Here is a 12,178-nt window from a genome sequence, read left to right on the forward strand (position 1 = left end):
TCCATTTCAGCTACTCATAACTCAACGTAAAAGTAGCCGCAACAGATAACTTACCCGCTTGCATTTCGCTCATTCGCGCTACTGTTTTATAGTAGCGCGCCACTATAGGAATTATCACTCTAGAACTGCTATCAACACTTGCATGAAATAATCTTACCCCTAGGGGTAGCGGCTCTCCACCATCCTCCCCACGAAACAACTTAACACCTACACCTATTGCCATACCATTGCCTGACGAATTCGCAAGTACGTGATTTTGTAAAGAAGCCGCAACACCATCAACCTGGTAGCTGAGTCTTGTTCCTGCATCACACGTCAAGGCGATCTCAAATGCTTTAGATTTTGATCGCTCATCTAATACCGTCGTATCATCACGAAAATCCGCAAGTATTACAGATGGCATAGAAACCGTTAAATTCCTACTTTGAGGTAAAATCTCACAACCTAGAGTATTAATTTTTGTTTGGCCCGTCAGCGTCAAAACTCCTGTTTCTAAAGCATGAACCCAACTCGAGTTGACTCCAGGAACTTGCAGAGGAAAAGAACCAGATACTGGGCCGGTTTTAATCAAACGCACCAGCCAGCCACCTATCAAAGGAAAATAATCATCTTCAATAGGAACCAATAAGTTACCGAGCACTACAAGCGACTCAAAATCAGTCTCACAGCGTGCAGGCAAATTATTGCAAAGATAAATAGAAATCCCTATACCCGGGACATTTGTTTCATATACAGAGCTGAACCCGCCACTTGAAAATCCGGGAACAGCACTACCTATCCCACTTGCGAAAAAGCCCTGTATGAAACCCAGACCTCCAATGCTACATCGAACAGCAGTACTCGGCGCCTTCACCCAACCACTGTTCCAAAGCTCAGAACCAACAGGTAGATCTCTGGGCACAGTCAATGAGGCAGGCAAACTAATAGTGGTTTCTGAAATCTTGCTATATCGTTCAAACTCACAGTTTGCTCTGACGAACGGCGCCAGTAGAATCAAAAAACTAGACAGCAAATAACAGTGCAACTTTTTCATCATATTCTCTCAGGAAACATGAGGAAAGCATATAGAGTTGGCTTTGGCCATGATATCGATTTCTCTCCACTTTCCGAAACTAGGTAAATGCGAAAAACCTTTCATCCTTTATCTCGTACAAAAGTACAGGGACTAATGCGCTTTTTTTTTGCGCGACGACATTGATCAGCTAGTGCAAATGCACTTTTCCGCTCATCCTAGACTTCATCCACTAGCACAATTCTTTGTCGTAGCCTCTCGGCGGAATGTTTGCCCACGTAAGCCGATGGCGTTCGACTTGGTAAACCTTATGGATCGACAGACGCATGGAAAATCGGAGAAACCCTAAAAAGCACCTGAGTTTGCGAAGAAACGGACGAATGGTAATAACTGATTCAAATAAGAAAAAACGTAGCGAACAATGCATGCTATTAACAGAACAGGGAGCGACCACAGGTAACGTGGTGATTGAATTTGAACAATCACACATCTTCATCTGTATCGGTAGGATTTTCGTTTTGATTTTATTTAGATTCGGTTCTTTAACAGAATAACCTTGATCGCTCTTGAAGCATTAACACCAAAATCTCCGCCAATTAGATATCCGCTTTCAATAGATCACTTCAAATCGGCCTACCTGATAGACGCAGCACGAGAACGCTCACTAGCCGATACAAATTCAGATTTTCCCTAGTGACGAACCTCCCTGCTTTCGTTAAATTCACTGGCGCTCCTCATCCTTACCTCCACTCGTGGAGGTTTTTTTTTCGCGAAAATTAGGAAGAGGCGTGATTTCTTCACCGTGATTGGGCGAAACTCATGTCCATAAATGTAGACATTAGAAAATTTAGGCTTCCGACAACGGAGATTTTGTTTGCCGCACTTCTACCGTTTTTTTTCTGGGATTTAGCAACTCCTTGGGTCAGCATCCAGTTTTCAAATGAAGGCCAAGGCTCATTAGATTTCGTGATAAGCACACAGGACGAAATCTACAGGAGAGAAATCAAACCTGGTGGGGTAACTGGCCGGCATGGCCATATGTTCCCTGACGATGATTTTTTCATGCAGTTCGACTGGTCGTATGCTGGCCAGAACCACTGTTTTAGCGTCAATCCCAAATGGCCAAGGACTCACATTTACATTGGGCCAGATGGTGCTGTCGATAGAAGTCCAGGAAGCGATACCGATTTGGAAAGCCTTACACCCTGCTTGCCGGAAGGGTAACTGTTATGAGGATGCGCGCTGTGCGGGCTTTTCTATGTGGTAATCGCATTCACATGCAAGGCCCAATGCTTAGCACTTGCTGATAAGGCATTTACGTTAGGTTCTGGAGCTGATACCGGTTCTCCAGTACTTGCAGTCACGCTTGGAACATAATGAAGAACACTAGCCGGTCGGGCTGATTTTTATCCGTTCTATCAACCACCGCCCGGCTGGCCCAGGCAGTGTGTTTGTCGCATGAACCACAGAGAAATCGATCTTTACCCCATCGCTTGGGATGCTATCAACGTCTAACCTTACCAGCCCGTTCCTTAAACGCCGGGAGTTGATAGTTCACAGCCAGAATGAAATCCGAATAACTTTCCAGGCGCATCCACTAGCAAAGACCGCATAAGCTGACTCGAACACCCCAGCGCTTGAAGTTGCTCTACAACCGTACAAAAACCAATTCTGTCTTCATGCTGGGTGTGTGGCCAGTCGCTGCCCCACACGAGACGGTGAAGACCGAAACTCTGCTCCAGCATTGACAATGCACTCCGTGCAAATTTTAGATTCTGTTGATCCGTCCCTGCCAATCGATAGATCCCAGATGCCTTCATCCATATCTGCCCGCTTCCCCCTAGCTTTAGCATCTCGCGAAAGCCTGGTTGGTCAACGTTCAAACGTGCATCAGGACGACCGAAGTGATCGATCACAAGTTTTATGCCGAATGGCATCAGTTGGTGCAGCAGTCCCGGTAAGTCCTCCACTTGGCGGTGCAGCTCGACATGCCAGTCCAGTTCAGCGATGTGGTTGAAAAAGTCTGTCCAGTCCGCTTCACGAAAGTCAGGCAATGCCTTACCCATCAGATTCAAACGCACGCCGACCACACCCAAACGGGCCATGTCGTTCAACGTGTCACGACTGACATCACGCTCCACCACCACAACCCCGCGCAAATGCTGTGGCGCTTGCTGCAACGCCTCTAACAGGTAGCTGTTGTCAGTGCCAAGAAAGCTTGGTTGCACCAGTACGCCATGGCTCAGATTATGAACTCGCAGATGTTCCAGGTACTCCAGGAGCGTGGCATCGTAGCCAGGGGTGTAGCGCCGCGCTGTCACCAAGTTCAACTTGCGACTGAACACATGCGCATGGGAATCAATTCCGGTGACCGGCGTAAAACGGGTATCAGGCATGGGATTCATCTATGAGAAATAATGGCTATCAGGCACGGGCGCTCTCGTTGCCGTTGATGCTGGCCGACACGGCAGGGGCGGTGGCTTCGAGACTGCGGCCACGGGTTTCCGGCAAGCAAAGTGCCGCGATCACTGCTACGCCATAGGCAATCCCGGCGTCGATGCCAATCGCCGAACCCAAGGACATGGAGTCGCTCATGTGACCGACCAGGAACGGGAACACCGCAGAGAGCACACGGCCAAAGTTGTAACAGAACCCCACCCCAGCACCGCGCACATCTGCAGGGTACAGCTCATTGAATAGCGCCCCGAGGCTCGCAGGAATACCCGCAGCGAAGAATCCGAGCGGGAATCCCAAGAACAGCATCTGGGTATTGCTCAGTGGCAGGAACACATAGCACTGCACGGTGACAACGCAAGCCAGCGCGAACAACACGATATTTTTACGACGGCCAATTCGGTCAATCAGAAATCCGCTGACTACACACCCACACCAGAAGGCGAAGATGATCACCGCCAAATAGCCGCCCGAGTTCAGCACCGACAAGTTACGCTCGGTCTTAAGGAACGTTGGCAGCCACGTCATCACCGCGTGATAACCACCGTGCGCGCCCAACCCCAACAGGCCGCCGAACAAGGTCACGCGAATCAGTTCCGGACGGAATATCCCAGCCAAGGATTTGAAGAAGCTTTGTGGAATTACCTGTTCTTTTTGTAGGCGCTGGAAGCTGTCGGGTTCTTCAACGTTGCGCCGTACCCAGATGATAAGGAACGAGGGCAGCAAGCCAATGATGAACATCACACGCCAGGCCATGTCTTGCGGCACGAAGGAATAAATCAGCGCAAAGATTCCGACCGCTAGCCCCCAACCCACCGCCCAGGCACTCTGGACTGTACCCATGACCTTGCCGCGATACTTCGGATTGATGGTTTCGGCCATCAGTACCGCCCCGGCCGCCCACTCCCCGCCTATACCGAAGCCTTGCAATGCCTTGACGATAAGCAGTTGGTGAAAGCCAGTGACGAAGGCTGATAAAAAGGTAAAGAACGAGAACCACAAAATCATCCACTGCAGCGTTCGCACCCGGCCATAGCGGTCGGACAACGTCCCCCCTACCCAGCCACCAATGGCCGAAGTGACCAAAGTGACGCCGCTGATAAGCCCTGCATCTCCCTTCGTCAAGGCGAAGGCGGCGATCAACGCCGGAATCGCCAGGCCGAACATTTGTACTTCCAGTGCGTCGAGCGACCATCCGCCGAAGCAAGCCCAAAACGTTTTGCGCTCCCGAGGAGTGACTTTGCGATACCAGCTAAACATGGTTCTTATCCTTATAGGTGAAACGTAAGGCGGCCGAGAGCGAACCGCACCGCTACAGGGCCAGTTTTGGCAAACAATGAGGAACTCAGCGACGACTTGGACGCCGCTGAGCAATTCGCTATGGGGCAGGCGCTAGCGGATATCCACGCTGTAGCGGAAGTGTTCTGCGTGCCCACGAGAGCGACGCCATTCCAGCGGTGTGCCGGCGTAATCACGAGCGAGCCGCTCGATCACCACCACCGGGCTGTTAATCGGCACCTGCAATAAACGCGCGTGCACGTCAGTCACCGACTCCGCAGTGAGGGTCTCCTCTGCGGAGGCAACAACTTGGCCGCAGAGGTCTTCGTAGATCGGGTACAACAATGGCCCTTTCATACTTAGATCGGTCTCAAGCAAGGGTTGGAAGCGGCTACGCGGCAACCAGATTTCTTCCGCAAGCACTGGCTGAACTTCCAGCAAACGCAAACGAACAATGCGAATCACCGGCGCATCGACAGGTAACCCCAGCGCTTGCGCAACGGCCGAAGGAGCAGGCACTGGCTCGATCGACAGGATGCGACTTTCGGGCACCTGGCGCTCACCAGAAGGAGTCTGGAAACGAAAGAAGCGAAACAGAGAAGATTGAAACTGGGGGCGACGAATGAACGTCCCACGCCCCTGCTGACGCTCCAGGATGCCCTCAATGACCAGCGCATCAATCGCTTTGCGTACCGTGCCGGTAGACAGTTGATACTCCGCTGAAAGCACAGCTTCGGTAGGAATCGCTTCGCCAGGGCGCCAGCGATTTTTGGCTATCTGTTCAGCCAGTTGATCACGCAGACGCTGGTAGAGTGGCAGGCGAGTGTCACTGGGGAGGCTACTCATCGACTTTATTCACCTTGTTATATAGTCATCTATATGAATCTTGCGTCGAGTATTTCGCCAGACGTCTCTGCTGTCAAGAAGGGTCGAGGCGGCTTGCAGACGAACGGAGGCCAAGCCTAGGAAAACGTGTCGAGCTCCCCAGAACTCTTCACACTGCACTTCCTAAGCCCGCAAAAATTCCCCAAATAGATTCGCGTTCGTTTCCCAATAATTAGGCAATAAAAAGGGCCCTTTCGAGCCCTCTTTGCGTTCAAACCAAAATCATTTGGTCAGCCAGGACTCGACGGTCGCAGCGCCGTGCTCTGATTTCCACTCTTTCAGGGTTTTGTGATTGCCACCCTTGGTTTCGACGACTTCGCCAGTGTGAGGGTTCTTGTAGACTTTCAACTGACGAGGCTTGCGGCTGCCTGCTTTGGACTCGACAGCTGGAGCGCGACGACCTGCTTGTGGATCTAGCAGGTTGATCACGTCCTTGAGGCTGTAGCCGTATTTTGCGAGCAAATCGCGCAGTTTGGTTTCGAATTCGATTTCTTTCTTGAGGCCAGCATCGCCCTTTAAGGCTTCGAGGGCCTGGAGCTGCTCGGCGAGGTGTTTTTCGAGTTGGCGAAATTCCGCAAGTTTCGACATAAAAAATTCTCGATGTGTGTGTGATACCAGAAGGTTACACCATAAATCACGGGCCGCACTTCAAGTTAGCGTTTCAGATTTTAGCTTCGTTCGCTGAACGAAGATCAAATATTTGATGGTGTGCTGCTTGTACTGAAATGTGCCAATCACTTCAGGCGCGTTGGTGCTACGTGGCAGGGTAAGTCGGAGCAGATTTCCACCTACTAGGCAGATTGCTGCACACCTTAACTAAAAACCCATAACAGGTAATGCCATTCGAAAACTCACTACGCAGCTTGAGCAGAGGCAAGCTTGAGATAAACCGTTGTCTGTAGTTAAGCCTTGCACTAATCAGCTGCCAAGAGCTTTTTAACTTCGGCAATGATCAAGTCAATGTCGAATGGCTTTGCCAACACCGCATCAAACAGATCCGATCTCTGCATACCGATGTGTGCCTGAGCACCGCTCACCAAAATGATTGGCAAATGATTAGCGGACGGAAGAGCTCGGACGGCTGTGGCAAATTCCAGGCCGTCCATCACCGGCATCATAAAGTCGGTAATGATCAAAGCTGGCCGTTCTCTATCGAGCACCTCCAGTCCTTTCCGACCATTTCCAGCAGTCACTACCATGAACCCTTCATCCTCCAGCGCGAAGCTGAGAATGTCAGCGATCAAATACTCGTCGTCGACGACCAGGATGGTAGTCATGTTAATTCAACCCGCACAAAGGCTTAAGATTTTGAACCGGGCGAGGTCTCAGTGGGGACTGAAGGTTCATGTCTTGAAGCCTTTTTCAGGAAAACGTCTTGATCACGGATCACGACCTCAAATCGCGAAGGATCGTAGGAGCTGTCTCGTACTTTAAGAATGGAAAGCGTCCTGCTTAGTTCAGAATGATTCTCAGAGAATCGCATCAGCATCAGGTTGTCGACGATGCTGGACAGGTCAGAGTTTGGTGCGCTGACCTCGGAGCCAAATAGATCGCGCATTTCCCAGGATGCAAATACAGTGACGCCCCTGGATCGCAACTCGTTCATCAGGGCACTGAAGAAGTCAGTAATTCGCGCCGGATTTGTCGAGACTCGCGTCATACCGCTCAAGCTATCGATGAAAAGGCGCTTGATGCCCTTCTCCTCGACGATCTTCAGAAGTCGTGCCCCTAGACCATCCAGCAGGCCTTCAGTTGTAGGCTGCCAGGCGATGCTGAGGGCGCCGCAGTCTTCCATGCCTTTGATATCGATACCCAGTGATTGGCCTTTGAGTCGCAACCGTTGCGGACTTTCGTAGAAACCAAAATGCAGGCCAGGAGCTTCCACTGTCGACTCGGCCAAAAATTTGAGGCCGAGAGTTGTTTTACCAATACCGGAGGGGCCGATGACCAGCGAAACACTGGAGCTGTGCAGGCCTCCGCCTAAGATGTCGTCCAGTGATTCAATGCCACTGGCGATACGCGTCATGTCTGCGCTGTCGGGAGAGGACGGATGGCTGTAGAGACTTTCGAGCCGTGGATAAACAACCAAGCCATTGTCGGTAATTTCACACTCGTGAAGACCGGTCATTGCTCCGCTGCCGCGAGTTTTACGTAGCTGAATTCGACGCACCGAACGAGTGCCATAGAGCTCCTCGCCCATCTCAATCACGCCATCAACCATGGTGTGCTCAGGACTGCCATCGTCGAGGCGAGAACTGGTAAGAAACAGCACCGTGCAACCAGCGAAAGCTGCATGACCTTGCAGCTCTGAAATGAATTTCTTGGTGTCGATGTGCGAATCAGCTTTTGAGCGCGCATTGAGCAAGCCGTCTACCACCATCACTGTGGCTTTTTGGCGGCTTATCTCGCGCCGGAGCAGTTTCACTACCTCATCCAGACCTTCGTTTTCCAAGGTATCAAACGCGCTGACAAACTGGATTTCAGCCCCGACCTTGGAAGCGTCGAAAAAACTAAGAGTCGAAAGAAATTGAAAAAGGCGGTCATGTGACTCAGCCAGCAGCGTAGCGACTAGAACACGGCCCCCACTTTCCGCGTGATGGAACCCAAGCTGGTTGGCCAGGATCGTTTTTCCAGACCCTGGTCGCCCTTGGATTATGTATGAAGAGCCTGCGACCAGACCGCCCTTGAGCAGAGCGTCAAGCCCTTCGATTCCACTTTCGAGGCGTTTTAGCTTTTCCAAAATGCGACCCTGATCTGAAAAACAGGCTGTTTAAGCCGAGTGGACGGAATGCTAACGCCATTTTCGCTTTGGAGCTATTCCGTCTAGAGCATCGGCGGGTATGAGTGCTCTGGACTAGATCAATGGACGCTGGGAAAAAGGGGCTCTCAGTTGCCAGTGTGTCTGTCGCACCTAGTTGGGCGATGCGCCGAGAATTGATGAGTTAGAACTATATGACGAGAGTTGATCAGTTGAGGACGGTAAAGGCTAGGTAAGAGGTCGTTAAAATGGACGGCAGCCTACATGAGCGGGCCATCGTACCGACTACTTACGGTGGACAATTTTTTCCTCGAAGAAACGGCATCGAAGAATTTCCCTGCGCCGAACGCTTCTGCAATTAAGCAAAGCATTCGACGCGATTGAAAACCCCGACCCGAATGTCAGCTTTGGGCTGATAATGCCCATCGCGAAAGGCAGCAATCGGCCAGTGCCAACAGTGAACGCCGCCGTCAAGAAATCGATAGCACTTTTCACCCTCACCTACCTCCAATGACATGTGCGTTTGTCCTGACAATTTGGAGGTCTCTATGTTGATACGCAAGATGGTTCTGCTTTCTTGTCTGGGTGTGGCACTCGCAGGGTGCGCTGGCTCACGCCAGGAGCCCCCTCCCACCACCATGCAAGTCGACCTGCAAAAATACCAGGGCACCTGGTACGAACAGGCCAGGTTACCGATGTTCTTTCAGCGAAATTGCCAGCAGTCGGAAGCTCATTATGGTCTGCGTGATGATGGTCGCATTGACGTCACCAATCGTTGCAGGGAACAGGATGGCGAATGGAAAGAGGTACGCGGAATTGCCGAATCGCAGCAGCCTGGTAAGACAGACAAACTGTGGGTGCAATTTGATAACTGGTTCAGCCGGATTGCACCTGGAATAACCAAAGGTGAGTATTGGGTGCTTTACCACGACCCCGCCTACCAGTTCGCACTGGTCGGCCACCCGAACCGGGAATATCTCTGGGTGCTTTCACGCGCCTCTGAAATTAGCGGCGTCAACCGCGAACAGCTGCTGAAGATTGCTCAGCAACAGGGGTATGACACGAGCAAACTGATCTGGCGTCCGGCAGATCCGACCAAGCCTTAGTCAGCAGGGCTATCTAAGCCCTGAGACCGTTGAGGAAATGCGCATGCTCAAGAGATGGATACTGCTTCTATGCATTGGCCTTGCGAGTTGCAGCCAGGTGGATGTGCAGACCTACAGCCAGGAGAAGCCCACGCTTGAGTTGCGCGAATTCTTCGAGGGCCGGGTCGAAGCTTGGGGTATGTTTCAAAAGCGCTCAGGCGAGGTCACGAAGCGCTTTCATGTGGTCATAAATGGCCACTCCGAAGGTCGCAGACTGATCCTCGACGAGTCGTTTACCTACAGTGACGGTACTACCCAAAAACGGGTGTGGACGCTAACCCCTGCTGGCCCTGGCCAATGGCGCGGAACGGCTGGCGACGTGGTGGGCGAGGCGCTTGGTGAGGTGGCAGGCAACGCACTGCGCTGGAAATATGTGCTGAACCTTCCGGTGGATGGCAAGGAGTACGAGGTTGATCTAGACGACTGGATGTACTTGATGGACAGGAACACCCTGATAAATCGCTCGTTCATGACCAAGTTCGGTGTGGAGGTCGGCCAGATCACCTTGTTCTTCCGCAAGCAGCCTTAAGGGCGCGGGGACTGTTCATGATGGTACTGCCATGGATGACTCTGTAGACGTTTCGCTGAACCGGTCATGGCCGTTTTCTGACTGTCGCGACGGGCCTTAAACACCATGAGCGACCATAGCTCTCACTGAAGAACCCGTGCGATGTTCGCCATCGCCCGCATAATGTAAAAGTTCTTTTCCTCACTGGAGCAACTTGATAAAGCGCACTGCGTGCCGCCTCAACATTTGCAAGACGTGAGATCAACGCAGCGGCCAGACGGCCCAATCTGAGTCACTATTGAACGACCGCTTTGGATCGTTTTCTGCCTCTTGCGACGCAATCGCCTAGAGGCGGACGTTCTGACGGCTCATGGAAAACAGGCAATGAGATAGGGCCAATGGACTTCATTATCGATTTGATAGCTCATCGAATTGGCGTGTTTGTGTTGGGCTTGCTGAGTGGCGGCCGTTTCAAGGGTGAGAGTGGTTTCGCCTGGGGCTGGGCGGTTGTCGTCGGTGGACTGATTCTGCTATCTCCATTCGCAGCATTCATAGCTGTGCTCATCTATACCAGTGGCCCGTGAATTGATGTCTGTAATGGGTCAGAAGCTGCATTTCTCGAACGGTAGCTTTTGGCCGATTGCTGCCGCTCACGGGTACCGTTAACGGCCAGCGGCAGACGTCCGGGAGCGGCAGCTTACGACCCCTTGCGGCAACGGAACGAAGACCTCGCCGTCAGCTAATCTATTTCAGCAATAACGACGTTGAAAGCGAGGCAAGGGAATGAAAATGGGGTTTAGGGATGATCTAAGCTGTTCAATGGTTTTGATTATTCTCGTTCTTGTTTACGCATCCACTGGTGGCAACACGCTTTACTTAGGTTTCTGGTATCTCATTGGAGTGCCAGTGGTAATGTTGCTTCCTGGCTTGATTCTACGTTCTCGGGCCCTGTTTCTATCTGGCACAACAGCTGCCGCGGTTGCCACTCTTTTGGTCTACATGGCGATCGTATCCAGCTCGGGTCGTGAAGGCGGTCTAGTTGGGCTGGGGCATTTATTTTCTGTCCCGGGGATGGTCGTCGGTACAAGTGTTTCGGCTTGGTTGTTGAGGTTCCGTGTAAATGCGAGGTTGCCATGGATTGTCGCGGGCTTTGCGTTTCTGGGAGCCGGCTTCGGTTTCATGATTGCCCAAGTTATCGTGTGCACCACCGCTATGTACTGCGGCGCACTATCGATGGGGGTTTGGAATTAACTGAACAAGCGTCCACTTCTGGCATCAAGCAGCCAGTTTTGGCTATCTCTAGACGCTGCCACCGGCAGCTGACTCACGCAACCATGAGCCACGAAATCGATACCGTTAGGCGACTCAAACATCAGTTAACGGCCTTTTTTTGCGAACAATCAGACTGAGGCACTAACAGCCCTTTGCCGTTTACCACACTTTCGGAATCCCAGTTGTCGGAAGCTGATTAAGGCTCTGCTGATGGGATCTACACCCGCCCTACAGCCCCATATCCCGTTCCAACTGATCCGCTTTCATCGTGTCAGAAGCAAAGCCGATCTTCATCAGGTGCGATTGCAGATGATCACGTAAATGCATTCTCAGACGAGACCTAAGCTCTACGTGAGACGCAAATGGGCCCGCATCGATATCATGACTTTTCAGAGCATCACGTAGCACTCTGATGCTCTCAGCACCGATCCCTGACGCGTGCAGGCGCACGATCGGATCAAGCCCAGGGATTCTCTTGAAACTGGCGAGCGCCTCTTCAAGCAGTCGCGCAAACGACACCTTGCTACATGCCTGCTGCGCCGAGCGCCAAACCTTAAACTCAATCTCGTCTTCCATCTGCTCTCTCCAGTTGATCTGCGGACTGACTCGCACGAAGTTGTCCGACACGGGTATTTTTTAAAAAAATGACTCGTTGTTTGAAATCAAACTGGATAGCAGCGGCTTACGCCGCTAAGTGCCGACTTCGCTATGCCCACAGGGCGGTCACGCATCAGCGTCAGCAGGATAAATTGCAAGAAAAGGCCAAAAGCAGAAGCACTGAATAAGCAAAAAAACCACACCGTTTCCTCAGCAGGATCGCCGGTAGGTGGGGCGCTGAGATCGCTGCTTTTTTGTTGTCCTCAAAT

Annotated in this window: 12 protein-coding genes; 4 read left to right on the plus strand and 8 right to left on the minus strand. The window is 51.7% G+C overall.

Going from position 1 to position 12,178, the window contains the following annotated elements; genetic code table 11:
• Positions 1-10 precede the first annotated feature (10 nt).
• Positions 11-1,033 (minus strand): fimbrial protein, encoded by a 1,023-nt coding sequence (locus tag ACIOVB_RS01685; protein ID WP_401264258.1) that lies wholly within the window; start codon positions 1,031-1,033, stop codon positions 11-13.
• A gap of 798 nt (positions 1,034-1,831) precedes the next feature.
• Here ACIOVB_RS01685 and ACIOVB_RS01690 point away from each other — a divergent pair.
• Positions 1,832-2,236, plus strand: a complete 405-nt coding sequence (locus tag ACIOVB_RS01690; RefSeq protein ID WP_401264260.1) for a hypothetical protein — start codon at positions 1,832-1,834, stop codon at positions 2,234-2,236.
• 308 nt (positions 2,237-2,544) lie between these two features.
• Here ACIOVB_RS01690 and ACIOVB_RS01695 read toward each other — a convergent pair whose 3' ends face one another.
• The 6 genes from ACIOVB_RS01695 to ACIOVB_RS01720 all read right to left on the minus strand — a co-directional run bounded on the left by ACIOVB_RS01695 (position 2,545) and on the right by ACIOVB_RS01720 (position 8,369).
• Positions 2,545-3,408 carry an amidohydrolase family protein gene (locus ACIOVB_RS01695; protein WP_401264261.1) on the minus strand — a complete coding sequence of 288 codons (864 nt, stop codon included), beginning with the start codon at positions 3,406-3,408 and terminating at the stop codon, positions 2,545-2,547.
• A 28-nt stretch (positions 3,409-3,436) separates the two neighbouring features.
• Positions 3,437-4,726, minus strand: a complete 1,290-nt coding sequence (locus ACIOVB_RS01700; protein ID WP_401264263.1) for an MFS transporter — start codon at positions 4,724-4,726, stop codon at positions 3,437-3,439.
• A gap of 132 nt (positions 4,727-4,858) precedes the next feature.
• Positions 4,859-5,590: a GntR family transcriptional regulator gene (locus ACIOVB_RS01705; protein ID WP_401264265.1), complete on the minus strand. Its 732-nt coding sequence runs from the start codon at positions 5,588-5,590 to the stop codon at positions 4,859-4,861.
• A gap of 261 nt (positions 5,591-5,851) precedes the next feature.
• Positions 5,852-6,217, minus strand: coding sequence for a histone-like nucleoid-structuring protein, MvaT/MvaU family (locus ACIOVB_RS01710; protein WP_401264267.1), 366 nt, complete (start codon positions 6,215-6,217; stop codon positions 5,852-5,854).
• Positions 6,218-6,543: 326 nt separating this feature from the next.
• On the minus strand, positions 6,544-6,906 hold the full coding sequence (locus ACIOVB_RS01715; protein WP_401264269.1) for a response regulator: 363 nt from the start codon (positions 6,904-6,906) through the stop codon (positions 6,544-6,546).
• Positions 6,907-6,929: 23 nt separating this feature from the next.
• Positions 6,930-8,369 carry an ATPase domain-containing protein gene (locus ACIOVB_RS01720; protein ID WP_401264270.1) on the minus strand — a complete coding sequence of 480 codons (1,440 nt, stop codon included), beginning with the start codon at positions 8,367-8,369 and terminating at the stop codon, positions 6,930-6,932.
• A 566-nt stretch (positions 8,370-8,935) separates the two neighbouring features.
• Between ACIOVB_RS01720 and ACIOVB_RS01725 the strand changes: the two genes are divergently transcribed.
• From ACIOVB_RS01725 to ACIOVB_RS01735, 3 genes are all read left to right on the plus strand, one after another.
• Entirely contained in the window at positions 8,936-9,493 is a 558-nt protein-coding gene (locus ACIOVB_RS01725; RefSeq protein WP_401264271.1) for a lipocalin family protein, read from the plus strand.
• Between the two features lie 43 nt (positions 9,494-9,536).
• Positions 9,537-10,061: a DUF3833 domain-containing protein gene (locus ACIOVB_RS01730; RefSeq protein ID WP_401264273.1), complete on the plus strand. Its 525-nt coding sequence runs from the start codon at positions 9,537-9,539 to the stop codon at positions 10,059-10,061.
• 377 nt (positions 10,062-10,438) lie between these two features.
• Entirely contained in the window at positions 10,439-10,624 is a 186-nt protein-coding gene (locus tag ACIOVB_RS01735) for a hypothetical protein (RefSeq protein WP_092280466.1), read from the plus strand.
• Between the two features lie 916 nt (positions 10,625-11,540).
• Here the strand turns inward: ACIOVB_RS01735 and ACIOVB_RS01740 are convergent.
• A complete protein-coding gene (locus ACIOVB_RS01740; protein WP_401264275.1) occupies positions 11,541-11,888 on the minus strand; it encodes a hypothetical protein in 348 nt (115 codons plus the stop codon).
• Positions 11,889-12,178 lie beyond the last annotated feature (290 nt).

The sequence above is a fragment of the Pseudomonas sp. NPDC087639 genome, assembly GCF_044743385.1.
Classification (GTDB): Bacteria; Pseudomonadota; Gammaproteobacteria; order Pseudomonadales; family Pseudomonadaceae; genus Aquipseudomonas.

Coding starts and splice junctions, on each gene's coding strand:
- ACIOVB_RS01740 (WP_401264275.1), bottom strand. CDS start 11,888: ATGGAAGACGAGATTGAGTTTAAGGTTTGGCGCTCGGCGCAGCAGGCA.
- ACIOVB_RS01685 (WP_401264258.1), bottom strand. CDS start 1,033: ATGAAAAAGTTGCACTGTTATTTGCTGTCTAGTTTTTTGATTCTACTG.
- ACIOVB_RS01690 (WP_401264260.1), top strand. CDS start 1,832: ATGTCCATAAATGTAGACATTAGAAAATTTAGGCTTCCGACAACGGAG.
- ACIOVB_RS01700 (WP_401264263.1), bottom strand. CDS start 4,726: ATGTTTAGCTGGTATCGCAAAGTCACTCCTCGGGAGCGCAAAACGTTT.
- ACIOVB_RS01695 (WP_401264261.1), bottom strand. CDS start 3,408: ATGCCTGATACCCGTTTTACGCCGGTCACCGGAATTGATTCCCATGCG.
- ACIOVB_RS01735 (WP_092280466.1), top strand. CDS start 10,439: ATGGACTTCATTATCGATTTGATAGCTCATCGAATTGGCGTGTTTGTG.
- ACIOVB_RS01730 (WP_401264273.1), top strand. CDS start 9,537: ATGCTCAAGAGATGGATACTGCTTCTATGCATTGGCCTTGCGAGTTGC.
- ACIOVB_RS01705 (WP_401264265.1), bottom strand. CDS start 5,590: ATGAGTAGCCTCCCCAGTGACACTCGCCTGCCACTCTACCAGCGTCTG.
- ACIOVB_RS01710 (WP_401264267.1), bottom strand. CDS start 6,217: ATGTCGAAACTTGCGGAATTTCGCCAACTCGAAAAACACCTCGCCGAG.
- ACIOVB_RS01715 (WP_401264269.1), bottom strand. CDS start 6,906: ATGACTACCATCCTGGTCGTCGACGACGAGTATTTGATCGCTGACATT.
- ACIOVB_RS01725 (WP_401264271.1), top strand. CDS start 8,936: ATGTTGATACGCAAGATGGTTCTGCTTTCTTGTCTGGGTGTGGCACTC.